The 25,211-nt window shown below is 60.8% G+C and carries 25 protein-coding genes and 2 pseudogenes; 17 read left to right on the top strand and 10 right to left on the bottom strand.

What is annotated here, in order from left to right:
- Positions 1-61: 61 nt before the first annotated feature.
- The gene (locus tag KI241_RS00205; RefSeq protein ID WP_212803212.1) at positions 62-1,087 is read right to left on the bottom strand and encodes a LysM domain-containing protein; all 1,026 of its coding nucleotides are present in this window, start codon (positions 1,085-1,087) and stop codon (positions 62-64) included.
- Between the two features lie 181 nt (positions 1,088-1,268).
- On the opposite strand from KI241_RS00205, the gene def reads away from it, so the two are divergent.
- The 5 genes and pseudogenes from def to KI241_RS00180 all read left to right on the top strand — a co-directional run bounded on the left by def (position 1,269) and on the right by KI241_RS00180 (position 5,972).
- Positions 1,269-1,775, top strand: coding sequence for a peptide deformylase (gene def, locus KI241_RS00200; protein ID WP_042731214.1), 507 nt, complete (start codon positions 1,269-1,271; stop codon positions 1,773-1,775).
- 71 nt (positions 1,776-1,846) lie between these two features.
- Positions 1,847-2,806, top strand: coding sequence for a methionyl-tRNA formyltransferase (gene fmt, locus KI241_RS00195; protein WP_042731213.1), 960 nt, complete (start codon positions 1,847-1,849; stop codon positions 2,804-2,806).
- Entirely contained in the window at positions 2,803-4,113 is a 1,311-nt protein-coding gene (gene rsmB, locus KI241_RS00190) for a 16S rRNA (cytosine(967)-C(5))-methyltransferase RsmB (protein WP_212803211.1), read from the top strand. The genes fmt and rsmB overlap by 4 nt, the downstream gene beginning before the upstream one ends.
- 24 nt (positions 4,114-4,137) lie before the next feature.
- Positions 4,138-5,511 carry a Trk system potassium transporter TrkA gene (gene trkA, locus KI241_RS00185; protein ID WP_053148189.1) on the top strand — a complete coding sequence of 458 codons (1,374 nt, stop codon included), beginning with the start codon at positions 4,138-4,140 and terminating at the stop codon, positions 5,509-5,511.
- Positions 5,512-5,661: 150 nt separating this feature from the next.
- Positions 5,662-5,972: pseudogene (locus KI241_RS00180) on the top strand (tetratricopeptide repeat protein).
- A gap of 20 nt (positions 5,973-5,992) precedes the next feature.
- Here KI241_RS00180 and KI241_RS00175 read toward each other — a convergent pair.
- Positions 5,993-6,916, bottom strand: coding sequence for a zinc ABC transporter substrate-binding protein (locus KI241_RS00175; RefSeq protein ID WP_212803210.1), 924 nt, complete (start codon positions 6,914-6,916; stop codon positions 5,993-5,995).
- 66 nt (positions 6,917-6,982) lie between these two features.
- Here KI241_RS00175 and zur point away from each other — a divergent pair, with 66 nt between their 5' ends.
- The 4 genes from zur to KI241_RS00155 are packed head-to-tail and all read left to right on the top strand — an operon-like array spanning position 6,983 to position 9,779.
- The gene (gene zur / locus KI241_RS00170; RefSeq protein WP_042731209.1) at positions 6,983-7,465 is read left to right on the top strand and encodes a zinc uptake transcriptional repressor Zur; all 483 of its coding nucleotides are present in this window, start codon (positions 6,983-6,985) and stop codon (positions 7,463-7,465) included.
- Positions 7,465-8,247, top strand: coding sequence for a zinc ABC transporter ATP-binding protein ZnuC (gene znuC / locus KI241_RS00165; protein ID WP_212803209.1), 783 nt, complete (start codon positions 7,465-7,467; stop codon positions 8,245-8,247). Before zur ends, znuC begins: the two co-directional genes overlap by 1 nt.
- On the top strand, positions 8,240-9,028 hold the full coding sequence (gene znuB / locus KI241_RS00160; RefSeq protein WP_042731207.1) for a zinc ABC transporter permease subunit ZnuB: 789 nt from the start codon (positions 8,240-8,242) through the stop codon (positions 9,026-9,028). Before znuC ends, znuB begins: the two co-directional genes overlap by 8 nt.
- Positions 9,029-9,065: 37 nt before the next feature.
- A complete protein-coding gene (locus tag KI241_RS00155; RefSeq protein WP_212803208.1) occupies positions 9,066-9,779 on the top strand; it encodes a PA5502 family lipoprotein in 714 nt (237 codons plus the stop codon).
- A 118-nt stretch (positions 9,780-9,897) separates the two neighbouring features.
- Here KI241_RS00155 and katE read toward each other — a convergent pair whose 3' ends face one another.
- Positions 9,898-12,036, bottom strand: coding sequence for a catalase HPII (gene katE, locus KI241_RS00150; RefSeq protein ID WP_212803207.1), 2,139 nt, complete (start codon positions 12,034-12,036; stop codon positions 9,898-9,900).
- 208 nt (positions 12,037-12,244) lie between these two features.
- Between katE and KI241_RS00145 the strand changes: the two genes are divergently transcribed.
- From KI241_RS00145 to KI241_RS00135, 3 genes are all read left to right on the top strand, one after another.
- A complete protein-coding gene (locus tag KI241_RS00145) occupies positions 12,245-13,252 on the top strand; it encodes a methionine ABC transporter ATP-binding protein (RefSeq protein WP_047739361.1) in 1,008 nt (335 codons plus the stop codon).
- The gene (locus KI241_RS00140) at positions 13,252-13,926 is read left to right on the top strand and encodes a methionine ABC transporter permease (protein ID WP_041024679.1); all 675 of its coding nucleotides are present in this window, start codon (positions 13,252-13,254) and stop codon (positions 13,924-13,926) included. Before KI241_RS00145 ends, KI241_RS00140 begins: the two co-directional genes overlap by 1 nt.
- A 75-nt stretch (positions 13,927-14,001) precedes the next feature.
- On the top strand, positions 14,002-14,775 hold the full coding sequence (locus tag KI241_RS00135) for a MetQ/NlpA family ABC transporter substrate-binding protein (RefSeq protein WP_212803206.1): 774 nt from the start codon (positions 14,002-14,004) through the stop codon (positions 14,773-14,775).
- An 84-nt stretch (positions 14,776-14,859) separates the two neighbouring features.
- Here KI241_RS00135 and KI241_RS00130 read toward each other — a convergent pair whose 3' ends face one another.
- Both KI241_RS00130 and KI241_RS00125 read right to left on the bottom strand, forming a co-directional pair.
- Positions 14,860-15,447 (bottom strand): DUF805 domain-containing protein, encoded by a 588-nt coding sequence (locus tag KI241_RS00130; protein ID WP_042732796.1) that lies wholly within the window; start codon positions 15,445-15,447, stop codon positions 14,860-14,862.
- A 155-nt stretch (positions 15,448-15,602) separates the two neighbouring features.
- On the bottom strand, positions 15,603-15,968 hold the full coding sequence (locus KI241_RS00125) for a DUF6124 family protein (RefSeq protein WP_047739362.1): 366 nt from the start codon (positions 15,966-15,968) through the stop codon (positions 15,603-15,605).
- Positions 15,969-16,560: 592 nt separating this feature from the next.
- On the opposite strand from KI241_RS00125, the gene KI241_RS00120 reads away from it, so the two are divergent.
- Complete coding sequence (locus tag KI241_RS00120) at positions 16,561-17,118, top strand: hypothetical protein (protein WP_052497400.1); 558 nt, start codon at positions 16,561-16,563, stop codon at positions 17,116-17,118.
- A 116-nt stretch (positions 17,119-17,234) separates the two neighbouring features.
- Complete coding sequence (locus KI241_RS00115; RefSeq protein ID WP_080922152.1) at positions 17,235-17,609, top strand: lysozyme inhibitor LprI family protein; 375 nt, start codon at positions 17,235-17,237, stop codon at positions 17,607-17,609.
- 219 nt (positions 17,610-17,828) lie between these two features.
- Here the strand turns inward: KI241_RS00115 and KI241_RS00110 are convergent, their stop codons facing one another.
- Positions 17,829-18,527, bottom strand: a complete 699-nt coding sequence (locus KI241_RS00110; RefSeq protein ID WP_123579300.1) for a glutathione S-transferase — start codon at positions 18,525-18,527, stop codon at positions 17,829-17,831.
- A gap of 149 nt (positions 18,528-18,676) precedes the next feature.
- On the opposite strand from KI241_RS00110, the gene KI241_RS00105 reads away from it, so the two are divergent.
- Together KI241_RS00105 and KI241_RS00100 are read left to right on the top strand one after the other, a co-directional pair.
- Complete coding sequence (locus KI241_RS00105; protein ID WP_212803205.1) at positions 18,677-19,240, top strand: TetR/AcrR family transcriptional regulator; 564 nt, start codon at positions 18,677-18,679, stop codon at positions 19,238-19,240.
- A 133-nt stretch (positions 19,241-19,373) separates the two neighbouring features.
- Positions 19,374-20,507 carry a GGDEF domain-containing protein gene (locus KI241_RS00100; RefSeq protein ID WP_047739365.1) on the top strand — a complete coding sequence of 378 codons (1,134 nt, stop codon included), beginning with the start codon at positions 19,374-19,376 and terminating at the stop codon, positions 20,505-20,507.
- Between the two features lie 36 nt (positions 20,508-20,543).
- On the opposite strand, the gene KI241_RS00095 is transcribed toward KI241_RS00100, so the two are convergent.
- Both KI241_RS00095 and KI241_RS00090 read right to left on the bottom strand, forming a co-directional pair.
- Positions 20,544-21,332: an SDR family oxidoreductase gene (locus KI241_RS00095; RefSeq protein WP_042732102.1), complete on the bottom strand. Its 789-nt coding sequence runs from the start codon at positions 21,330-21,332 to the stop codon at positions 20,544-20,546.
- Positions 21,333-21,604: 272 nt separating this feature from the next.
- A complete protein-coding gene (locus KI241_RS00090; protein ID WP_212803204.1) occupies positions 21,605-22,330 on the bottom strand; it encodes a hypothetical protein in 726 nt (241 codons plus the stop codon).
- Between the two features lie 327 nt (positions 22,331-22,657).
- Here KI241_RS00090 and KI241_RS00085 point away from each other — a divergent pair.
- Positions 22,658-23,278, top strand: a pseudogene (locus tag KI241_RS00085) (tyrosine-type recombinase/integrase).
- A gap of 131 nt (positions 23,279-23,409) precedes the next feature.
- Here the strand turns inward: KI241_RS00085 and KI241_RS00080 are convergent.
- The gene (locus KI241_RS00080) at positions 23,410-24,321 is read right to left on the bottom strand and encodes a hypothetical protein (protein WP_042727827.1); all 912 of its coding nucleotides are present in this window, start codon (positions 24,319-24,321) and stop codon (positions 23,410-23,412) included.
- Between the two features lie 219 nt (positions 24,322-24,540).
- Positions 24,541-25,083, bottom strand: coding sequence for a demethoxyubiquinone hydroxylase family protein (locus KI241_RS00075; protein ID WP_237614112.1), 543 nt, complete (start codon positions 25,081-25,083; stop codon positions 24,541-24,543).
- Between the last annotated feature and the right edge of the window lie 128 nt (positions 25,084-25,211).

Here is a 25,211-nt window from a genome sequence, read left to right as displayed (position 1 = left end):
ATAAGCCCCGCGTAAACGGGAACAAGCTGTGGATAACTCTGTTGGTAACTTGTGAGAGACGTTATGGATTACGGACCTTGTCGAGTACCGCCAACGAACGCGAGGCGTACAGCACCAGGCCATAACTGAGCTTGTCGTAGGTGCGGAACACCATCAGCAGTCCAGCTCGCTCATCCGGGATCTTGACCGGTTGGCCAGTGATGCGATCGCGCACGGTTTCGCCGGTCTTCATCACCGCCAGCACATTGCCCTCGACGAGTCCGTCGCGGCGTCCCTTGTTCAAGGTCACTACATCCAGCGCGCCAATCTGGGTGACGCCCCGGGGTACATCGAGAATGACACCGTTGATGGCAGATTCAGGCGCACTGGGCATGAAGGTCGAGTTGATCGAGCGGCCCTCGCCGCTGAACAGGCGATCCCCCAGGCGCACTTCCTGGGTGGTGCGTTGCAGCACCAGGGTGGTGACGGCGCCTTCGCTGGCCACCACCTCGCCGCCACCGATGTCATCGGCGTTGATGCCCAGAAACTCCTTGGTCTCGGGGTCGGTGTAGACCTTGCCCTGGCGGAAGATGCCGTACGCGGTCTCGTTCGGGTCGAAAGTGCCACGGGCGAAGACCCGGTCACCCGCGCCGCTCAGAACCCGCTCGGCATTGCCGGCGACGATGTAGGGGGCCTTGTCGAAGTCCTCGAGCCGATCGACGATGCGATTGCTCAGCAGGAAACTGTTGATAGCTTGCAGGGGAATGCTCGGGATGGCATCGGCCACCGGCGAGCTGCGCACCCGCGGCGACAACTTGATGGTGCCCCGCGAAGCGCCGCGGTTGAGGGTCAGCCGGGGCTGGCCGTCGACATAGACCAGCGACAGGGTGTCACCGGGATAGATCAGGTTGGGGTTTTCGACCTGGGGGTTGGCCTGCCAGAGTTCTGGCCATTTCCAGGGTTCGCGCAGGTATTTGCCGGAAATGTCCCACAGCGTGTCCCCCGTCACCACTGTGTATTGCTGGGGAAAACCTTCCCGAAGTTGCACTTGCCCGTGCGCGATACCGGCCGAGGCCAGGAGCAGCAGGGCGAGTAGTGATTTCCTCATGCGGTGAATCCCTTTATTATGTGCGTTCGCGTAAAACGCCAGAGCCCCCGTGGCTCGCTCCGTCAGGCGCCCTGCTTCAAGCGGCAGCGCCTCGGAACAACGTTTTACAACGGTAGCCTGCATCCCAAGACACGCCAGGCCAGCCACCCGACTTTACCTCATACGTGCATTTATCAAGCTTATGGCCATTTTGAACATTCTCGAATTCCCGGACCCGCGCCTGCGCACTATCGCCAAACCGGTGGCCGTAGTGGACGACGAAGTGCGTCAGTTGGTCGATGACATGTTTGAAACAATGTATGAGGCGCCAGGCATCGGCCTCGCCGCGACCCAGGTCAACGTGCACAAACGTATCGTCGTGATGGACCTCTCCGAAGACCGTAGCGAGCCACGGGTGTTCATCAACCCCGAGTTCGAGACCCTCACCGACGAGATGGAGCAATACCAGGAAGGCTGCCTCTCGGTGCCGGGCTTCTACGAAAACGTCGACCGCCCGCAGAAGGTCAAGATCAAGGCCCTGGACCGCGACGGCCAACCCTACGAGCTGATCGCCGAAGGCTTGCTGGCGGTGTGCATCCAGCACGAGTGTGACCACCTCAACGGCAAGTTGTTCGTCGACTACCTGTCGACCCTCAAGCGTGACCGGATCAAGAAAAAACTGGAAAAACTTCATCGCCAGAATGCTTGATGCCCTCCTTCAAAGGCTTGCCACGGCAAGCCTTTTTCTTTATGCGACTGCTGTGTAACTGAGAGCCTCCCATGACTGAGCCACTGCGCATCGTCTTTGCCGGCACCCCCGAATTTGCCGCCGAACACCTCAAGGCCCTGCTGGCCAGCCCGCATGAAATCGTCGCGGTCTACACCCAGCCCGATCGCCCGGCCGGTCGCGGTCAAAAACTGATGCCCAGCCCGGTCAAGCAACTGGCCGTGGAGAACGGCATCCAGGTTTTGCAGCCGCCGACCCTGCGGGACGCACAAGCCCAGGCCGAATTGGCCGCGCTGAAGCCGGACCTGATGGTGGTGGTCGCCTACGGCCTGATCCTGCCCCAGGTGGTGCTGGACATCCCGCGCCTGGGTTGCATCAACAGCCACGCCTCGCTGCTGCCACGCTGGCGCGGGGCGGCGCCGATCCAGCGCGCCGTGGAAGCGGGTGACGCAGAAAGTGGCGTGACCGTGATGCGCATGGAAGCCGGCCTGGACACCGGGCCGATGCTGCTCAAGGTCAGCACCCCTATCAGCGCCGAAGACACCGGCGGCAGTCTGCACGATCGCCTCGCGCTCATCGGCCCGCCGGCCGTGGTCCAGGCCATTGCCGGCCTGGCCGCCGGTACGTTGGCGAGCGAGGTGCAGGATGACAGCCTCGCCACCTACGCGCACAAACTGAACAAGGACGAGGCTCGCCTCGACTGGGCTCGTCCGGCGGTAGAACTGGAACGCCTGGTGCGCGCGTTCAACCCGTGGCCAATCTGCCACAGCACCCTGAACGGTGAAGCCCTGAAAGTGCTGACGGCCAGCCTTTGCGCAGGGAAGGGCACTCCCGGTGAAATCCTCGGCGCCAGCAAGGACGGCCTCGTCGTGGCCTGCGGCGAGCAGGCGCTGTGCCTGACGCGCCTGCAATTGCCCGGCGGCAAGGCGCTGAACTTCAGTGATCTGTTCAACAGCCGCCGTGAGAAATTCGCCGTCGGCACCCTGCTGGGCCAAGCGGCGGACGCCTCATGAACCCGCGTCTGGCCGCCGCCAAGGCGCTCGCCGCCGTGCTCAGCGGGAAAGCCTCGCTCAACAGTGCCTTGCCGACCCAGTTGGACAAGGTCGAAGAACGTGATCGCGGCTTCACCCAGGACCTGGCCTTCGGCACCGCCCGCTGGCAACCACGGCTGTCGGCCCTGGCGGCCAAGCTGTTGCAGAAACCGTTCAAGGGCGCCGACGCGGACGTCGAGGCGCTGTTGCTGGTGGGGTTGTATCAACTGCTCTACAGCCGCGTGCCCGCCCACGCCGCCATCGGCGAAACCGTGGGTTGCGCCGACAAGCTGAAAAAACCCTGGGCCAAGGCCCTGCTCAACGCCGTGCTGCGCCGCGCCCAACGCGAAGGCGAAGCCCTGCTGGCCGAGCTGGAACACGACCCGGTGGTGCGCACCGCCCACCCGCGCTGGTTGCAAAAGTCCCTGAAGGCGTTCTGGCCCCAGCAGTGGGAAGCCATTTGCGCGGCCAACAATGCCCATCCGCCGATGATCCTGCGGGTCAACCGTCGGCACCACACCCGCGATGCCTACCTGGCCTTGCTGGGCGAGGCCGGCATTACCGCCGCGCCGTGCGTGTACAGCCGCGACGGCATCGTCCTGGAGACCCCAGGTGATGTCCGCGCGCTGCCGGGCTTTGCCGAGGGCTGGATCAGCGTCCAGGACGAAGCGGCCCAACTGGCCGCCGACCTGCTGGACCTGGCACCCAGCCAACGGGTACTGGACGCCTGCTGCGCGCCGGGTGGCAAGACGTGCCACATCCTCGAAGCCGAGCCGAAGCTGGCCGGCGTGGTGGCCGTCGACCTGGAAGCCAAGCGCCTGGTGCGCGTCAAGGAAAACCTCGAGCGCCTGGGCCTGGACGCCGAGCTGATCGCCGCCGACGGCCGCGACACCGGTGCCTGGTGGGACGGCAAGCCGTTCCAGCGCATCCTGCTGGACGCGCCGTGCTCGGCCACCGGGGTGATCCGCCGCCACCCGGACATCAAGCTCACCCGCCAACCCGACGACATCGCTGCCCTGGCGTCGTTGCAGGGCGAACTGCTCGACGCGCTGTGGCAGACCCTCGATGTCGGCGGCATCCTGCTGTACGCCACCTGTTCGACGCTGCCGACCGAGAACACCGACGTGATCGCGGCCTTCCTCACCCGCACCCCCGGTGCCCGGGAGCTGGACATCGCCAGCCAGGCCGGCCTGAAGCAGCCCCATGGCCGCCAGTTGCTGGCCCAGGAGGGCGGCCACGACGGGTTCTACTACGCCAAGCTGATCAAGATCGCCGCCGCGCGCGGTTAAGACCGATTCGAAAGGAGTGACCGGATGAAAATCATCATCCTTGGCGCCGGGCAGGTCGGCGGTTCGCTGGCGGAACACCTGGCCAGCGAGGCCAATGACATCACCGTGGTCGATACCGACGGTGAACGCCTGCGGGACCTGGGCGACCGTCTCGACATCCGCACCGTGCAGGGTCGGGGCTCATTGCCGACGGTACTGCGCCAGGCCGGGGCCGACGATGCCGACATGCTCGTGGCCGTCACCAACAGCGATGAAACCAACATGGTCGCCTGCCAGGTCGCCCACACCCTGTTCCACACCCCGACCAAGATCGCCCGGGTGCGCGAAGCGGCCTACCTGACCCGTACCGACCTGTTCGACAACGAAGCCATCCCGGTGGATGTGCTGATCAGCCCCGAGCAGGTGGTGACCAACTACATCAAGCGCCTGATCGAGCATCCGGGGGCCTTGCAGGTGATCGACTTTGCCGAAGGCCAGGCGCAACTGGTGGCGGTGAAGGCCTACTACGGTGGCCCGTTGGTGGGCCAGCAACTGCGCCAACTGCGCGAGCACATGCCCAATGTCGAGACCCGTGTGGCGGCGATCTTCCGCCGCGACCGGCCGATCCTGCCCCAGGGCGACACGGTGATCGAAGCCGACGACGAGGTGTTTTTCATCGCGGCCAAGGCGAACATTCGCGCAGTGATGAGCGAAATGCGCCGCCTCGACGAAAGCTACAAGCGCATCGTGATCGCCGGCGGCGGGCAGATCGGCGAACGCCTGGCCGAAGCCATCGAGAGCCGTTACCAGGTCAAGATCATCGAGATGAGCCCGGCCCGCTGCCGCTACCTCTCGGACACCCTCGACAGCACCGTGGTGCTGCAGGGCAGCGCCTCGGACCGGGACCTGCTGCTGGAAGAGAACATCGCCGATGCCGACATCTTCCTGGCCCTGACCAACGACGACGAAGCCAACATCATGTCGTCACTGTTGGCCAAGCGCCTGGGGGCGAAGAAGGTGATGACCATCATCAACAACCCGGCCTATGTCGACCTCATCCAGGGCGGCGACATCGACATCGCCATCAGCCCGCAACTGGCGACCATCGGCACCTTGCTGGCGCATGTGCGGCGCGGCGACATCGTCAGCGTGCACTCCCTGCGCCGGGGCGCGGCCGAGGCCATCGAGGCGATTGCCCATGGCGATGCCAAATCCAGCAAAGTGATCGGCAAGGCCATCCGCGACATCGGCCTGCCACCGGGCACCACCATCGGCGCCATCATCCGTGATGAAGAAGTGTTGATTGCCCATGACGACACGGTGGTCCAGGCGGGCGACCATGTGATCCTGTTCCTGGTGGACAAGAAGCACATTCGCGATGTCGAGAAGCTGTTCCATGTGGGGTTGAGCTTTTTCTGACCCAGGATCCGCCGTGACATTAAATGGCCTCATCGCGAGCAAGCGCGCCCCCACAGGTGGAGTACATTCCCAGTGGGAGCGAGCTTGCTCGCGATAGCCACCTGACTCGCAGCCGATCAACCCCTGACACAACTCACAAGGACGCCAACCATGCTCGACTCCCTGGAAAAAATGCTCGCCAAGGGTGTGGATAACCCGTTGCTGCGCTTCGGCCTGGGCAAGGGCTATCTCGACCTTGGCGAATTCCCCCGTGCCGCCGAGCACCTGCAACGTTGCGTCGAGCTCGACCCCCAGTATTCGGCTGCCTGGAAACTGTTGGGCAAGGCGCATCAGGGCCGGGGGATCTTGCGGCGGCGCGCGCGGCCTGGGAGCGGGGCCTGGACGCTGCCCGGGGCCATGGCGACAAGCAGGCCGAGAAAGAAATGACCGTGTTTCTCAAGAAACTCGACCGACAAGCCTGACGCCGCTGGAGCGCGTCGCCTTATAACGACTCCAGGCACCCCGCCAGGTCATTGCCCAGTTTTTCCAGCAGTTGCTCGTATCCTTGCGCGGTCGCCGGGGTGTAGCCACCCAATGCGTCCAGTTCCGCCAGCTTCACCGGCAACCCGGCCACCAGGGTTTCAGCCAGGCGTGGCCGCAGGGGCGGCTCGCTGAACACGCAGGTCTTGCCCACGGCCTGCAAGCGCGTACGCATCGCCGCTACGTGCTGGGCACCGGGCTGGACTTCGGCCGCCACGGCGAACACCCCGGTGTGCTTGAGGCCGTAGTGGTCTTCGAAATAGTCGAACGCTTCATGGAAAACGAAATACGGCTTGCCCGCGACCCCGGCCAGACGGCCCTTGAGGCGCGTGTCCAGAGCGTCGAGACGCTGGTTGAAGCTCCCAAGGTTGCTTTGATAGCGCGAGGCATTGGCTGGATCGGCCGCGCTCAGGTCCGCGGCCATTTTTGCGGCGATCACTCGGGCATTGAGCGGCGAAAGCCACAGATGCGCGTCGATCGTGCCAGGACGATGATCATGATCGTGCTCGTCGCCATCCTCGTCGGTATGGGAATGGCTGTCCTCGGCGAAATGACGCAGCTTGAGTCCCGGCAAGTCCTGCAGCGCGACAGAAGGCGCCGTACGACCGTTCAACACCCGCGGCAGGAAACCTTCCATGTCGGGGCCGATCCAGTAGAGCAGGTCCACCGACTGCACTTTGCGTACATCGGAGGGCCGCAGCGCGTAGTGATGGGGCGAAGCGCCGGGCGGCAGCAGCACCTCAGGCACGCCCAGGCCGTCCTGCACCGCCGCGGCAATCAGTTGCAACGGCTTGATACTGGTCAGGACCTTGACCTCGGCCTGGGCTGGGGCAATCAACAGGAAACTGGCGAAAAAAGCGACAAAGAGCAAAAAAAATCGGGACACGATGACCACTCGAATAGGCGAGAACGGGTAACATAATAACGTCTCTCACTGAACTCGTCGCTGCCCATGCCTATTACACCCCTTGCCAGTCGCCCCCATGATCACTCCCACTGCGTGCACAGCGCGCTGTCCGAGGCCGATGCCATCTGCGCGCGCCAAGGGTTGCGCCTGACGGCGTTGCGCCGCCGGGTGCTGGAGTTGGTCTGGCAAAGCCACAAGCCGCTGGGCGCCTACGACATCCTGGCGGTACTCAGCGAGCAGGATGGCCGCCGCGCCGCGCCGCCGACGGTGTATCGGGCGCTGGATTTCCTGCTGGAAAACGGCCTGGTGCATCGCATTTCCTCGCTCAACGCCTTCGTCGGCTGCAACCACCCGGAACATGCCCACCAGGGCCAGTTCCTGATCTGCCGCGAATGCCACGCCGCCATCGAGCTGGAACAGAAATCCATCAGCGATGCGATCATCGCCAGCGCCCAGGATGTCGGCTTCGTGGTCGACACCCAGACCGTCGAAGTGGTCGGCCTCTGCTCCGGCTGCCAGGGGGCCTGATGAGCGACGCGTTGATCCGCCTCGAAAAGGTGGCCGTCAAGTTCGCCGGGCAGAACGTGCTGGATGACATCCACCTGAGCGTCGAACCCGGGCAGATCGTGACCTTGATTGGCCCCAACGGCGCCGGCAAGACCACCCTGGTGCGCGCCGTGCTGGGCTTGCTCAAGCCCGACAGCGGCAACGTCTGGCGCAAGCCGAAGCTGCGGATCGGCTACATGCCGCAAAAACTCCACGTCGATCCGACGTTGCCGCTGTCGGTCCTGCGTTTCCTGCGCCTGGTTCCCGGCGTCGATCGCGAGCGCGCCCTGGCGGCGCTCAACGAAGTCGGGGCCGAACAGGTCATCGACAGCCCGGTGCAAAGCGTGTCCGGCGGCGAGATGCAACGCGTACTGCTGGCCCGGGCCCTGTTGCGCGAGCCGGAGTTGCTGGTACTCGACGAGCCGGTCCAGGGCGTCGATGTGGCGGGCCAGGCCGAGCTGTACAGCCTGATTACCCGCCTGCGCGACCGGCACGGTTGCGGCGTGCTGATGGTGTCCCATGACCTGCACCTGGTGATGAGCACCACCGACCAGGTGGTCTGCCTCAACCGTCACGTCTGCTGCTCCGGGCACCCCGAGCAGGTCAGCGGCGACCCGGCATTCGTCGAGCTGTTCGGAAAGAACGCACAAAGCCTGGCGATTTATCACCACCACCATGACCACGCCCACGACCTGCACGGTTCGGTGGTCATTGGTGCATCGGTTACCCCCCATGTTCACGGAGATGGCTGCAAGCATGGCTGATTTTCTGTTGTATGCCCTGCTCGCAGGCCTGGCCCTCGCGCTGGTGGCCGGGCCCCTGGGTTCGTTCGTGGTCTGGCGGCGCATGGCCTATTTTGGCGACACCTTGTCCCACGCGGCGTTGCTCGGCGTGGCCCTGGGCTTTTTACTGGACGTCAGCCCGGCGGTGGCGGTGACCGTGGGCTGCCTGTTGCTGGCGGTGGTGCTGGTGACGCTGCAACAGCGCCAGCCGCTGGCGTCCGACACGCTGCTGGGCATCCTGGCACCGAGCACGTTGTCCCTTGGCCTGGTGGTGCTCAGCTTCATGCACGATGTGCGCATCGACCTGATGGCTTACCTGTTCGGCGACCTGTTGGCCATCAGCCCGGCCGACCTGTCGTGGATCCTGGGGGGCAGTGCCGCGGTGCTGGCGCTGCTGGTGGCGCTCTGGCGCCCGCTGCTGGCCGTCACCGTGCACGAGGAACTGGCGCGGGTCGAAGGCCTGCCCGTGACGGGGCTGCGCTTGGCCTTGATGCTGTTGATTGCGGTGGTCATCGCCGTGGCCATGAAGATCGTCGGTGTGTTGCTGATTACTTCGTTGCTGATCATTCCGGCGGCTGCGGCACAACGTCACGCCCGCTCGCCGGAGCAGATGGCCCTGGGCGCGAGCCTGCTGGGCATGCTCGCGGTGTGCGGCGGGCTGGCCCTTTCCTGGTTCAAGGATACTCCGGCCGGCCCATCGATCGTGGTCAGCGCCGCCGCGCTGTTTCTGCTGAGTTTTGTCCTGCCTCGTCGAGGGGTGTAGACTTGCTCGCTTTTTGCGCAAATAGAGAGTCGCAGGAATGAAGCCGTTCGCCTCCCGTTATCTGCTCCTTGTCGCGCTTTCAGTGCTACTGGGCGCTTGCCAGAGTACGCCGCCGGTCACCGAGGCCCCCGATACCCGGGGCCCGGCCATCGCGCAGCTGGAACAAAGCCTGGCCGCCAATGAGCTGGCCACCGCTGAAGACCAATTGGCCACCTTGCAGGCCCAATCGCCTGAAGATGCGTCGCTGGAACCCTTCCAACGCCAGTTGGCCGAGGCGTATCTGCGCCGCAGCCAGATCGACCTGCAAAAGGGTGACGTCAACGCCGCCGCCACCGCCCTGAGCCGTGCCCGAGCCTTGATGCCCAAGGCCCCAGCGCTTACCGGCGAAGTCAACAGCGCCATTGCACAAGCGCGCAAGGCCGACCTGGACAAAGCCGAGGCGGCCCTCAAGGCGGCCGAAGCCAAGCCGGTCGCCAAGCTGATCGACCCCAGCGCCGAAAGCACCACCGTGGCGTTGAACATTGCCGATGTGCAGCAAATGCGTCGCCAACTGGATGCCATTGCCGCCGATGTGGTGAATTACCAATGTGATGTCAGCATCCAGGCACCGCGCACCGATGATTATCCGTGGTTGGCGACAATGCTGACCAAGCGGGTCAAGAAACTCGACCCCGAGTTCGACTTGAAGCTGCGCAAGCAGATCCTGCGCAGCGTGCCGGCGCAAGTGGTTCTTACACCGCGCAAATCCTAAAAAGCCTCGCGAGCAGGCTCGCCCCCACAAGGTTCAGTGATTCATCACAAGACCCTGTGGGAGCGAGCTTGCTCGCGATGGCGTACTGTCAGGCAACAGAGCCTTTTTCAGACACTCCTCAAGCCGGAATCGCCTTGGCCTTGGGCTCCCGCGCCCACACCCGGTGTTGCGCAATCGCGTCGAAGAACGCCTGGAACTTGCTGGCATCCGCGTCGGGAATCAGCCCGGCATCCGCATCCAGCTTCAACAGCACCAGCAACTGCCGGGCTTCCCCGTTGAGGGCGATGGCCTTCAGGTGCTTGTAGGCTTCCAACAGGTAATGCAACGCCACGCCATCGCTGCTCAGCGCCTGGATGGACTGCGCGCCGCCCGGGACGAACACCGCGTCGAAGGCAATCGACGGCATCCCTTCCATGGACGCGTCCACCGGCAACGTTTGCCCATCGGCGGTGGTGACCGGCGCAGAGGTCGGCCCCAAGACCTTGGCGTGAGCGCCCTCGGCCTCCAATGCCTGTTTGAGCGCATCGATGATCGCGCCATCGACGCCATCAGCCACCAGCACCGCGACCTTGCGAGTCTTGATGTCGCCCGAGAGCAGGTTCGCCTGGCTCAGGGCCGGGGATTTCTCCAGCGAAGGCGTCGGCACGTCCACGGTGCAAGCGGTGGGCGCCGGCAGACCCAGGTTTTTCGCTACTCGCCCGGCCAGTTCCAGGTCGATGTTGGCCAGGATCTCGTTGACCTGCCGCGCCCGGATGAACTCCCGCTCCACTTTGCCCAGCTCGAAGCTATAGGCCGCGATGATGTGCTCCTGCTCATGCGGGCTCATGCTCTTGTAGAACAGCCGCGCCTGGGAGAAATGATCGCCGAACGAATCGCTGCGCTGGCGGATCTTGTGGGCATCGATGCGCTCCGGATAACTCTCAAAGCCGCCGTCCTGCGGGCCGGGCGGGGTTTCCTTCGGCCAGCCGCCGTCGATGGAGTTCGGCTCGTAGGACGTGCGCCCCTTGTCGATGGTGGTGCGGTGCATGGCGTCACGCTGGCCGTTGTGCACCGGAGTGATGGCACGGTTGATCGGCAACTCATGAAAGTTCGGCCCACCGAGTCGGCTGATTTGCGTATCGGTGTAGGAAAAGAGCCGACCTTGCAGCAACGGGTCGTTGGAAAAGTCGATACCCGGCACGATGTGCCCAGGGCAGAAGGCAACCTGTTCGACTTCGGCGAAGAAGTTGTCCGGGTTGCGGTTCAGCACCATTTTGCCCAGGGGCGTGATGGGCACCAGTTCTTCCGGGATGATCTTGGTCGGGTCGAGCAGGTCGAAGTCGAACTTGTGCTCGTCTTCCTCGGCGACGATCTGTACGCCGAACTCCCATTCCGGGTAGTCGCCCATCTCGATCGCTTCCCACAGGTCGCGACGGTGGTAGTCGGTGTCTTTACCGGCCAGCTTCTGGGCTTCGTCCCACACCAGGGAACAGGTGCCGACCTTGGGTCGCCAGTGGAATTTGACGAAACTGCTGCGGCCTTCGGCGTTGATCATGCGGAAGGTGTGCACGCCAAAGCCTTGCATGCTGCGCAGGCTTTTTGGAATGGCCCGGTCGGACATCGCCCAGATCACCATGTGGGCCGACTCCGGCACCAGCGAGACAAAGTCCCAGAAGGTGTCGTGGGCCGAGCCACCGGTAGGGATCTCGTTATGCGGCTCGGGTTTGACCGCATGGACGAAGTCGGGAAACTTGATCGCGTCCTGGATGAAGAACACCGGCATGTTGTTGCCCACCAGGTCGAAGTTGCCTTCGTCGGTGAAAAACTTCACCGCAAAACCGCGTACGTCCCGCACCGTGTCACCGGAACCCCGCGGGCCCTGCACGGTGGAAAACCGCACGAACACCGGCGTTTTCTTGCTCGGGTCTTGTAGGAAACCGGCCTTGGTCAGCGCCGAATGGGCTTCATAGCTCTGGAAGTAACCGTGGGCGCCGGTGCCGCGGGCGTGGACGATACGCTCCGGGATGCGCTCGTGGTCAAAATGCGTGATCTTTTCACGCATGATGAAGTCTTCCAGTAACGACGGCCCACGGGCGCCGGCGCGCAGGGTGTTCTGGTTGTCGGCGATTTTCACGCCCTGATTGGTGCGCAACGCCTGTTCGGTGGCGTCGGAGCGGAAGGTTTCCAGGCTGTCGAGCTTGGCGTTGGTGTTGCCGCGGTCCAGGGTGTCGGTCCCGGCCAACTGGCTCTTGTCGACCGGGGGCTTGTTGGTGCTCATCAGGCGTCACTCCTCTTTGCGATCTGTGGCTGCTTTAGGAGTGACCCGCACCGCCAGGCGGTGTTCCTTTTTTATGCCTTTGATCGCGTTATTGCCAAATGACAGGTCAGATCGCAAATAAATGCTAAGAACCTCTATACGGACAGGCTAAAATGCGCGCCCGGCTAACCGCTGATCTTTTTCCAACGCGCCCCACAAGGTTCGCTACGTGATCGAGTTTCAAAACGTCCATAAAACCTACCGGGTCGCCGGTAAGGATATCCCCGCCCTGCACCCGACCAGTCTGACGATTGAGAACGGTCAGGTCTTCGGCCTCATCGGCCATTCCGGTGCGGGAAAAAGTACCCTGCTGCGCCTGATCAATCGCCTGGAAGACTCCAGCGGCGGCAAGATCATCGTCGACGGTGAAGAAGTCACCGCCCTGGACGCAGGCGGCCTGCGGCGCTTTCGCCAGCAGGTCGGGATGATCTTCCAGCACTTCAACCTGCTGGCCTCCAAGACCGTGGCCGACAACGTGGCGCTGCCACTGACGCTGGCGGGCGAATTGTCCCGCAGCGAAATCGACCAGCGCGTCGCCGAGTTGCTCGCCCGCGTCGGCTTGTCCGACCACGCCAAGAAGTACCCGGCGCAATTGTCCGGCGGCCAGAAGCAGCGCGTCGGCATCGCCCGTGCCCTGGCGACCAAGCCCAAGATCTTGCTGTGCGACGAAGCCACCAGCGCGCTGGACCCGCAGACCACCGCCTCGGTGCTGCAACTGCTGGCCGAAATCAACCGCGAGCTGAAGCTGACCATCGTGCTGATCACCCATGAAATGGACGTGATTCGTCGGGTCTGTGATGAAGTGGCGGTGATGGACGCCGGCGTGATTGTCGAGCAGGGGCCGGTGGCCCAGGTGTTCCTGCACCCCAAGCACCCGACCACCAAGCGTTTCGTCCAGGAAGACGAGCAGATCGACGAAAGCGAACAGCGCGACGATTTTGCCCACGTGCCCGGGCGCATCGTGCGTCTGACGTTCCAGGGCGATGCGACCTACGCCCCATTGCTCGGCACCGTCGCCCGGGAAACCGGGGTGGACTACAGCATCCTGGCCGGGCGCATCGACCGCATCAAAGACACCCCCTACGGGCAACTGACCCTCGCCATCACCGGCGGTGACATGGAGGCGGCGTTCGCCCGCTTCACCGCGGCCGATGTCCACATGGAGGTGCTGCGCTGATGGAACTGCTGACGAATTTCTTTGCAAACATCGACTGGCTGGAAATCTGGCTGGCCACCGGCGACACCTTCCTGATGCTGTTCGGCTCGCTGTTGTTCACCGTGCTGCTCGGCCTGCCCCTGGGCGTGCTGCTGTTTTTGTGCAGCCCGCGCCAGTTGCTCGAAGCCCGCGGCGTTTATGCGCTGTTGTCGCTGATCGTCAACATCCTGCGCTCGCTGCCGTTCATCATCCTGTTGATCGTGATGATCCCGTTCACGGTATTGATTACCGGGACCTCGCTGGGCGTGGCCGGGGCGATTCCGCCGCTGGTGGTCGGTGCGACACCGTTCTTTGCCCGTCTGGTGGAAACCGCCCTGCGCGAAGTCGACCGCGGCATCATCGAGGCGACCCAGGCCATGGGCGCAACGACCCGGCAGATCATCGTCAATGCCTTGCTGCCGGAGGCCCGTCCGGGCATCTTTGCCGCGATTACGGTGACCGCGATCACGCTGGTGTCCTACACGGCCATGGCCGGTGTGGTGGGCGCCGGTGGCTTGGGCGACCTGGCGATCCGCTTCGGCTACCAGCGCTTCCAGACCGATGTCATGGTGGTTACGGTGGTGTTGCTGCTGGTGCTGGTGCAAGTCCTGCAAACCGTGGGCGACAAGCTGGTTGTGCATTTCTCTAGAAAATAAGGCGTCGTGCCAAAACCATGAGCCAGCCATTCGCTGGCAGGTGCCGCAAGCGGGCACTCACAAGGAGTTAGCTGAATGAAGAAGTTACTGGTTGCCTTCGCTGCCGTCGCAGCCTTTTCCGCCCACGCCGCCGAGACCCTGAGCGTCGCGGCAACGCCGGTACCGCACGCGGAAATCCTCGAGTTCGTCAAACCGGCGCTGGCCAAGGAAGGCGTGGACCTCAAGGTCAAGGTCTTCACCGACTACATCCAGCCCAACGTACAAGTCGCCGAAAAACGCCTGGACGCCAACTTCTTCCAGCACAAGCCGTACCTGGATGAATTCAACAAGGCCAAGGGCACCCACCTGGTGAGCGTGGTCGGGGTGCACCTGGAGCCTCTGGGCGCGTACTCCAGCAAGTACAAGAAACTCGACGAACTGCCGGGCGGCGCCAACGTGGTCATCCCCAACGACGCCACCAACGGCGGCCGTGCGCTGTTGCTGCTGGCCAAAGCCGGGGTGATCAAGCTCAAGGATCCGGCCAACATCCTGTCGACCATCAAAGACATCACCGAGAACACCAAGGACCTGAAATTCCGTGAACTGGAAGCCGCGACCATCCCACGCGTGCTGACCCAGGTCGACCTGGCGCTGATCAACACCAACTATGCGCTGGAAGCCAAGCTCGATCCGTCCAAGGATGCGCTGGTGATCGAAGGCAGCGACTCGCCTTACGTGAACATCCTGGTAGCGCGTGAGGATGACAAGGACAGTGAGGCGATGAAGAAGCTGGTTGCTGCGCTGCATAGCCCGGAAGTGAAGGCTTTTATTCTTGAGAAGTACAAAGGCGCGGTATTGCCGGCGTTTTGATTTGAAACGTAATGAATGAGTGAAGGCGGGGAGATGCATGGGAATGCATCTCCCCGTTTTTGTTTGGAGGATGAGCGTTGTGCGTTATGCCTGAACCAGTGCGTTAAAAAACCACTCGTAGAGTGCCTCTGGGTGGTATTCGGGAAAATACGCAACTAACACGGTTGAAGTTACAAGCACCAGCACCACCAAAAGCGCGGTAAGTAGCTTTACCAACGTCGAGAGAGGTGGATTGGGCGGGCCGTATTTATTAATCGCTTTACGCCCCGGAAGCATGACGAGCGGAAGCGTTATCAAAAAGCCGATAACAGGGAACACGCTGAGAATTCCCCATATTATCGGACTCCAGCCTATATCACGTGCCCTGCGTACCAGTAGAGACACGTCGAGCAGGATGGCAGGAACGACAACGGTGACACCAACTATCAGCAAAACCACCAGTTGATGGCGCAACCCCACCATAAAGAACGCCAGCAAAATGCACGGAAGAACCAGCACCAAGGGCACACGAATCAGCCAGAAGCGCGCCAGAGAAATACGTCCGGAAAAATCAAGAATTCTGGGTTTTGAAAACGTGACAACCTCGTCGTCAATCAGTTGAGCGTCGCCCGGTTTGTATGGGTTTTCGATTTCGCTGCTGATGCTGCCGAAAACCGGTTCTATCCTTGCCATTTAGCGCTGTTCCCTTGTGTTTTGATGGTGCTATTCACGTCACAACGTTTACGCCTCGTATCTAATCGAAGGCCGGCATCAAACTCAAGAGAAAACACTATCGTGTAAAGGGGGGCGAAAACCCGACATAACGCGTCGGGTTTTCTTTTAACGGCTTACCCGTTTCGCGGCTCGACGTTATCTAACACTCGGTTCGCCAGCAACGAACTCAACTCAATCAATTGCTGGATACCGAGAGCGATGTGACGGCGTGAGCCTTCCAGGTCGAAGGCCAGGTTACTGACCATCGCGTCGGCTGCCGCCAGGGTTTCGCTGAGGTTGGCGAGGAGGCATTCGTTGTCGGCGTTTTTTGCGACGGTGAAGAGCTGGCCCGGTTGGGACGCATCTTCTGATTTTTCCGATTTTGGTAGCAGGTAATAATCCAAGACGCGATTGGTGGCTTCGTCGTGTTTCTTGGCTTTGGGTTTGGTTCGCGAGGAAGCTTGGTCCGCCTCTGGCGGATTCGGTGTAGGTTTGAACATTTACTAAGTCCTGTAGGTGAAGCCGCAACCCTCTAGCTACTAAACAAGGGGAGGCAGCTGTACGCAGGTTAGTAGACCGGGGACTTAGCAAGCCGGCGCGCCCGAGGGCGCCCTGCGCACAACCGCCATCAAATATAGGCATGGAGACGCCTGTCTGACGGAGCTAATGCACCTACTAAATACCGCGGGCTACTAAACCCGACCACTGATGGGCAGTGGCAGGAAAACGATAGAGCCCAGGGGCAAGGTGCACAAGCGGGCGGATTCTGGCGTAGTTGTAGGCAATGACGCAAGGTTGGGTAGCCTGGCGGACGGTTAGCGGCGGGAGGATAAACAGGGCTTGGGTTTGGCCTGCAAATGGGGGCTAGGTGGGTTTGCGCTTGGGTTTGAATTGGCTTTGCGGTTTTGTCTGTAGGCGTTTTTCAGGGTGGTTGGGGCTGCTTTGCAGCCCAGCGGGAGCAAGCTCCCTCGCCACGAATGTTGACCGACTCGGGAATGCCCCGCTCGATACTTGGTAGCTACTTGTCTTTCGGCCAGAGAAGGAAGAGCCGAGGACAGAATAAAACTTACTCTTTCTTATCCGCAGGCACTCATGAATTCACTACACGAAGACAATCGAAAGCGCTTGATACGACTCATCGACCAGATCCCGGTTAACGCGAACCCCGAGGGTTGGACTCATGTCACCTCGATAGCCGTCGGCGGGCTGCTATCGGTAGGGTTCTCGCAGAAAGGTCCTTATTTGCTGGTTGTCTCAAGCTCGGGTCGGAGTGTTGTGCACTGCGACACAGGAGAAAAAATTGAGCGCGACTATGAAGAATATGCGGGCTTGAGTGAGCTCGGGTTGCATTGCCAGGGCATTGGCGTGATCGCCGATGAAGTCGTACCGCTGTGTGGCCTACAGGGCGGTGGCTTGCCCACCGGCAACATGGCCGGGGAAGGGCTGGAGTTGGTTTCTCCGGATTGGCCTGAAAACCGCCTTATTCTAAGCAAACCCTTCAAGGATGCCCTGATGGAGGGTCATCAAAAGGATTGCACGGTGATCTACAAAGAACACGTGAGGGCGTTCGGATTCTCCTGGTGTGGGAACTACATCGTCGCGGCGTGCAGCAGCGACCTCGATCTTTGGTCGAGAGCGTCAAAGCTGTAACGACAGCTAGCGCGGCGGCGAGGGCGTTGCAGTTGTACTTCATTGTTCTCCAACCCTCATGATAGATTCCCCGCCGCGACCTCTAATCAATAGAGGGCATTCAGGGAGAGAAGTGAGTGATCAAGTCTTTGTTGGTTGGGGCGTTGCTGGCAATGGCATCGGCATCTGCATTCGCGATGAGCTGCGATAACCCTAGAAACGCCTACGACAGAACCTATTGCGCGTCGCTGAAAATGGTTCAGTCGGATCAGGAGATCAATGAACAGTACAAGAAGACGATGAGTGCGCTGAACCCGGATCAGAAGAAAAAGGTGAAAGCCGCGCAAATCCAGTGGATCAAAAATCGTGACAGCGCTTGCTCCAACGATGGCCTGCTCTACCTGGACTGTGCCAATGAGAAGACCGAGGCGCGTATCGTCATACTCAAGGCTGTCGAGCGCGAGTGCCGTGCCGCTGGTTGCGACGACGCCAAGCTGTCGCAAGTCGAGTAAGCCGTAAAACAATGAGCTGCAGGGCTTGCTCTCGCTCATTCAACAGCGCGCTGCATCCCTTTTGCACCGTGACTCATTCGCGGGACAAGCGAAAAGCCGCAAAGAGAAACCCGACGTAAGCGTCGGGTTTTTCTTTGGCGGGTTCACCCGCGATCCAACACCCGACTCGCCAGCCAGGCACTCAGCTCGCCCGTGGCCGCTGACGAGGCATTCTCAGTGCTACGCGGCACCGCGCTCGACCATCGCACGCCATGCCTGGACGCTGGGGCGCTGTTGCATCCTGGCGTGCCAGGCGCGCAGCGCGGCACAGTCCTCGGGCACGGGGAGTTGCACCAGCGAGGCGAAGATCATGCCGCCCAACACGGCAATGTCGGCCATCGAAAACGCGTCGCCCGCCACGTAGGGTTGGTCTTTGAGCAGGTTGTCGAAATAACGCATGCCGCGGACAGCCTTGTCACCCATCCGGCGGCCCCACTCAGCGTTCTGGTACAGCTCGACCTGCGGGCCCAGGCCCGGCGTAGCGTGGTGGAAGTAGGCGCTGACGGCATCGAGGAATTCGATTTCGGCGCGCTTGGTCATCATATGGATGATGCCTTGCTCGAGCGGCGTCCTACCCGTCAGCGTCGGCTCACCGTCCAGGCCATCCAGGTACTGGGTAATGGCCGTGCACTCGGCGATTCGCGTCCCGTCATCCAGCTCCAGCACGGGCAATGTCCCGGAGTAGTTGATGTCCAGGAATTCAGGTGCCTTGTGCTCGCCGGTCCAGAGATTGATCGGTACGAACTCAACGTTCGACAGCAAGCCGTTTTCCGCCAGCGCGATGCGCACGCGGGCGGGGTAGGGGCCGTTGAACCAGTCGTAGATTTTCAGCGTAGTGGGCGTTGAAGATGCGTCATTGCGTTGCTGCGGAGCGGTCATGATTGTATCCCTGCCTGTCAGTTGGTAGGCAAAGACTGGGCCCTATTTTCTACCTCGTCAAGCCCCTACCTGACAATTGGCAGGTAAGCGGTGATGGGCGTAGAATCCCTGCCTCTGATCCATTTGAATCTCGAAGCGAGGTGGCAAACGTGAACGAAAATGCTCGAGAGGCCATTTTGGCGGCGGCCCGATCAGCCGCCCAACTGCACGGTTACAGCGGGATCAATTTCCGTAGCATTGCCGAAGAAGTCGGCATCAAGAATGCGAGCATCTACTACCACTTCCCGAGCAAGGCCGGTCTGGGTGCCGCGGTCGCCGAACGCTATTGGCAAGACACGCGCCAGGCTTTGGAGCAGATACGCGCCGCCAACCCCGATCCGGCTGAGTGCCTGCGGCGCTACCCTTCCATTTTTCGCAGCTCGCTGAAGAACGGCAACAGGCTGTGCCTGTCCAGCTTCATGGCGGCCGAATCCGAAGACCTGCCCGAAGAAGTGATGCGAGAGGTCAAGGCGTATGCGGACGTCAACGTGACGTGGCTGGCCCAAGTGCTGGTCGATGCCGGAGCCGGCACCCCGCAAGCCTGCGAGCGTCGAGCCTTGGCCATCTACACCGCCGTCGCGGGCGCGCAGTTGATTGCGCGAACGCGGATCGACGTCGACCTGTTCGATGACCTGATAGCCAGTTACCAGGAAGCGGGATTGATTCCAGCCTGACTGTCGGCGCCCTTTGCCCAGGTGGTTTCCCAGCCGCGCGACTTTGCGCAGGCTACGTGCGTAATTCGGTTGTTTGCGTTGCTGGCGAGGTGCCACAATCGTTCTTTTTTTGCGTCAGGCTCAGGTGAATCACATGGATTGCCTAGGATCTCGGAGTGACCAGGATTTCTTCATCGCCGAGCAGGTGCGAACCGATCGATTGCAGCAACTCTTCCGCCAATCGGTTTCAGCGGTATTGGGCAGCTACCTGGCGGCCATCATGCTCAGTTGGCTGTGCTGGGACCGCCTTGAACACAGCGTGATCCTCTGGTGGCTGGGCATCCTGACCGGTACGACGCTGCTGCGCCTGTCGATGTTCGTGGCCTATTTCCGCAGCACCCAAAGTGAGCGCACACCGCAACGCTGGGAGCGCCGGTATTGGGCCACGCTGGTGCTGTCCGCCAGCGTCTGGGGCGGCGGGGCCTTCGTGATCATGCCGGCGGACGATCTGTTGTCCCAGGCGCTGGTCATGCTCTTTTCGGTCGGCATGTCCGTCAGCGCAGTGGCCTGTTACTCGGCCTACCGCGACATGACCCTCGTTTCCATCGGCCTGGTGCTGTTGCCGTGCACCGCCTGGCTGCTGGTCCAGCCGTCCACGATGCAAATGGGCCTGGCCCTTTCGATCCTGGTGTTCGCCGCCTTCGCCGCCCGCGCCACGCGGAAAATGTCCAAGGCCCTGGAAACCGCCTTCCGCCTGACCCGGGAAATGGAGCAGGCCAACAGCATCTCGACCCGTGCCGCCCAAACCGACGAACTGACCGGCCTGAAGAGCCGGCGAGCGTTCTTCGAACACGCCCAGCGGCTCTACCACGACTGCAAGATCCATCGCCTGGAACTGTGCGTGGTGATGCTGGACATGGACCATTTCAAGCACATCAACGACACCTACGGTCATCAAGTGGGGGATCAGGTCTTGCGGCAGATGGGCGTGGTCATCAGCTCGTCATTTCGTGCCACGGATATCCACGGCCGGCTCGGCGGCGAAGAATTCGCCATTTTGCTGCCCAACACCTCCCTGGCAGTGGCCATCGACATTGCGCAGACGCTCGTATCGACGATTGCCGGGTTGAAGGTCGACCCCGTCCAACGCATCACCGCCAGCCTTGGCGTTGCCTCCACGGCGGCGGGGCATAAAGACCTTAATGGCCTGATGAACAACGCGGACAAGGCGCTGTACCAGGCGAAGGCGTTGGGGCGCAATCAGGTGGCGGTGGCGCAGCCGTCGTAAACCGGCAGTTATCCACAGGTCTGCCGCTGCACCCCGCTAGACAAGGCTGTCCACCACACCGCCATCCACGCGCAGCGCCGCCCCGGTGGTCGCCGAAGCCTGTTCCGAACTGACATAGATGATCATGTTGGCAACTTCCTCGACACGCGCCGCCCGCTGGATGATCGAGGTGCTGCGGTGCTGTTTGACGAAATCCGCCCCGACCTTTTCCAGGCTGTCCCCGGTGCGCTCGACGTCGGCCTGGAGCATCTGGGCAACGCCTTCGGAAAGCGTCGGCCCAGGCAACACCGAGTTTACCGTGACGCCCGTGCCGGCGAGGCGCTTGGCCAAGCCGCGAGCAATTGAAAGCTGGCCGGTCTTGGTGAAGCCGTAGTGGATCATGTCGGCGGGAATATTCACACCCGACTCAGACGACACAAACACAATCCGCCCCCAACCCCGCTCGACCATCCCCGGCGCATAGGCCCTGGAAACCCGCACGCCCGACATGACGTTGGTTTCGAAGAAACGCTGCCATTCGCTGTCCGGCGTTTCGAAGAAGTCTTCCAACTTGAAGATGCCCAGGTTGTTGATCACCACATCGAAGCGCGGGTACTTGGCGACCAATGCCCGGCAACCTGCCTCGTTGCTGAGGTCGCCAACAAAGCCTTCGGCTTTGGCAGCAAGGCCGCCCAGGCGTTGCAATGCGTCGTCCACGCTGCTCTGGCTGCGACCGTTGATGACTACATGAGCGCCGGCGTCGAGAAAACCTTTGGCGGTCGCAAAACCGATACCGCTGGTGGACCCAGTGACCAGGACCTGACGTCCGGTGAAATCGATGTTCATGAGGGGGAACTCCTTGATTAATGAACCAGAGGAAGTGCGATATTTCTGACTGAACGGTAGTCCGACGGATTTAGAGATGGCTTTTCCATCCCAACGTCGCCGATATCGCAGGCCCTTAATCATGGACACGATTGAGGCTTTGCGCCTCCTCGTGATCAAACAACCATCAGGAAGCCGACCGCACCGCCAGCTCATAGCTGATCATGGGAATGGCCGCTGCGCAGCCCGGCGGGAGCAAGCTCCCTCACCCCACGATTCGGTAGACCCGGCTTTCAGGCCTGCGCGCTGAATCGCTGCGCGGCACGCCGTTCAAGCATTGCGGCTTCCGTCTCTTGGGTCGCCAGTTCGCCTTTGTGCGCCAGTTGGTTGAAAAACAGCCCGTCCGAAAATTCCTGCGGCGGCACCGAACCGGCGCGCTTGAGCAGCGGTGCCAGGTCGATGGTGCTGGCGAAGTTTTCCTTGGTCAGATTGTAGCGGCCCAGATAGCTGCCAGACCAAGGCGAGTCGGCATCCACCATGTCGATGGAGGCGTCGCGCAAGGCGCTGGCATTGGCTTTCAAATCAGTGGATTCATTGAGCAGGTCGGTGAGGCGCTGGGTTTCCGAGGTGCTGAGCTGCCCGGCGGTATTGAGTACTTTCAGCTTGCCATCGGCCTCGACGGTGAATCCGTATTTCTTGCTGGCCAAATCCGGGTGGGTTGCCGACAGCGTTGACTGGAATGCCTCGAAGGAGGTTTTCAACGTGTTTTTCGCGCTCTCGGCGATCGCGGCATAGCGAGGAAAATCTGGCGATTGGGATCGACCGACCCAGGTGGTAATGGCCACCAGTGGTTGCTCCACGGTCTGGGTTTCTTCACTGGGGTGGTAGATGGCTGCTGGGCCAGCGCTTGCCAGCTCCTTTACAGAGCCTGTTGGAGGATGAGTGACCAACGTCTGATCGGAGCGGGTGAGGTGGGTGTTGGCGGGTGCAATAGAGGCGGCGCTAAGGGTGAGTTCCATTTCATCGGTCCATGATTGGCGGATACATCGGGTTATCGACAGCCGGGGACCGAGCTTTAGGAAGGGAGATGGCGTGAGGTGAAGTCAGTTAGTTATGTGGCGGCTGTTAGGGCGCTATCGCGAGCAAGCTCGCTCCCACAAAACAGCCTGGAAAAACTGTGGGAGCGAGCTTGCTCGCGATAGCGGTGAGTCTGCTTGCATCTATGTTGAGCGGACAAAGACAAAAGGGGACGGATTTATTAATCGGAAGGACTGCCCGCTTCTGGCCGGTTAGCGACCCTTCCTCTGTTCAGCCATCCTTATCCTTCGACACGTGGAGGACTAGTCATCAACATTTTCGCTACCTGCAGCCGCCAGCCTTGGAACAAAGGAAAGCTGGTCGGGTAGAAAGCTCCACTCAGACTGAGAGATATCTGGGCCATCCGGGTAAGGCTTCAAATTGCAGAACGAACCCGTGATCTTGCGTTCTTCGATCTGGCCATCGACAGCAAGCTTCGGGCCTGCGACTTAACCAAGCTTCGTGTGCGCGACGTCGCCCATGGCGAGCACGTATCACCACGCGCCATGGTGATGCAGCATAAAACGCTGCGGCCAGTGCAGTTCGAGATCACCGAACAAACACGATTTGCTATCGCGGCCTGGATACACCAAGCCCAACTCCGGAGCGAGGACTGCCTTTTTCCGAGCCAGCTGCATACCTCAGACCCTCTATCAACACGTCAATACGCACGGATCGTCAAAGGCTGGGTGGAAGCCGTTGGCCTTGATCCAGCCATGTATGGCACTCACACAATGAGGCGTACGAAGGCATCGCTGATCTATCGCAAGACGAAAAATCTGCGAGCGATTCAACTGCTGCTCGGCCACACGAAGCTGGAGAGCACCGTTCGATATCTGGGAATTGAAGTCGATGACGCCCTGGAGATGGCGGAACAGACCGAGGTTTGAATATGCATAGCGATGGTCGAGCCCTGACCGTCGCTAACCGGCCAAGAGCAGCCGGTGGCCGTGAGTAAAAAGCGAACGTTCAACGGCTGAATTAAGCAATGCCGCAAAGCGGCATCGGCTTGAACGAATTGTTAGGGCTCATGCGCGACAACAGCATATTGCTCAATGGCGTAGTGACGACCGAGATACTCGCCCCATACGAACCAGGCAAGGCTGGGATCTTTCGGTAGCTCAAATTCCTGTTGGTTCTCCCCAAGCGCTACTGAAACAAGTTCTTCTAGGTCGCGACGGCTATCCCCGAGAGCCGTTAAGCGGTCTTCGGATCTTGCCGAGGAAATCAAGCCACCTAGCCAATGGTGGAACAGGAAGCTGCCTTCCGGAAGATGCTTCGGCGAGTGAAAGCACACCTCGTCTCCACTTTCAGTGAAGCTGTACTTATGCGCTGCAGTGGTTACTAGCTCGTGAGGCGGAATGGATATGTGCTCGGAGAGTACCGGAATATTTGGCAGAGAGATTGTGCTTCCAGATGCATTAGTAATAGGGAGATATTGCCTATTGTATGGACGCGATGGCCAAGACTGAGCCCACCGAAGGATACCCGCCATGTGCGAATGCAAGAAATACGTTTGCCTGTCTAGAAACAGCGGACACACGTAGGCTGCGTCTCCGCGGTTCTGTGCCAGCAATTTCTTCCGCAGTCTATACAGGACGTTATGCTGGAAGTCCTTTTGGTGCTTAAGCTTGTCTTGCAGGGAAAAAAACAGCGTTCGGGGCGCAGTGGATAGCTTAGGCGACAACCTGTTGCGATCTTTGATGATCTGCGCGCGACTCGGGACAGTATGTGCGAAAGGACGCTTGAATTGCATATAAAAAGGAAGGAAGCGCTTCCCGCTGAGTAACTTTGCATCCGCGCCGAGCCACCGTTCACGCCCCCTCGATATCGGAACGATGGAGTAACGTAGAAACGGAAAGCTCAGCAGCGCTAACTGGCTACCGATAGCAATAGAGACAGCATCTTCGATGTAGTTCGGCTTTTCTTCCATGAGAGTCCTTTTAACTGGAGATGAGGCCTAACGTATGACATAACCGGCGGGCTTCGCCAGCCGTAAGCCGGCCAGATGATTCTGAGATTTATTCTTCCTACTCTAGATGTCCCCTTCTGGCCAGTGGGTACCTGTCACGCAGAGCAACGGCCGACCACAAGATAACAGTCGTCTATCTACGTAGCTGTGGACGAAAGCCCGTCTATTTTTGTGCCGTTACTAAGAACGCATACCCATCCATATCACAGCTTCAGTCCAAGCGGTCACCATCGGTGCCAGTGCTCTGAACCAAGGATCGTTTACATCTATCTGCGCTGCCGAATGGTCATGATGGTGTTGTTCTTCTTCCACGATCGAAGCGATGGCCGCCACCGCGTGCGGATCGATATCGCCTAGAACCTGAAGTTGATGGGCCAGGTGTTTAAGCACCACACTTTCAACCGCGACGGTGGTGGCGAGAATAGCTTTACGGCCGCAGAGGCCAGTGATCAGTCCCAACGCCAAGCCGCCCATCCCGCACAGCCAGTAACTACGGCAGCGGGGATAGTGGCGACGTTGCAGTTCTGCTAAGAAGACAGCCCGGTGACGGCGCTCGTGGGAAAGAAACTCCTTGAGCTCACCCACCATATCCGGGAAAAAAAGCCGGGCCATGATCAATTGCCCGCTGTAGATACAGATCGCGCCATGCTCACCTGCATGGTCAACTTTCATCATGCAATGGCCAAGGTCTGTTTCGTTTGCCAGGACATTTGGTGCATTCACAATTGACTTGCCTTGTTCGAGTGGCAGGGCTTGCCGGTCATTGGTTTTCGGGGATTACCCTGCGGCAACGCCAATGACTCGCCAAGTAGTCTTACCGTGAAGACTGCTACCTGAACCCCCACGTTTTG

Origin of the sequence: Pseudomonas sp. Cab53, assembly GCF_018325965.1 — a bacterium.
GTDB lineage: Bacteria > Pseudomonadota > Gammaproteobacteria > Pseudomonadales > Pseudomonadaceae > Aquipseudomonas > Aquipseudomonas chlororaphis_E.
Note: the sequence above shows the minus strand (reverse complement) of the source record. Positions and strands in the feature narration are given on the sequence as shown.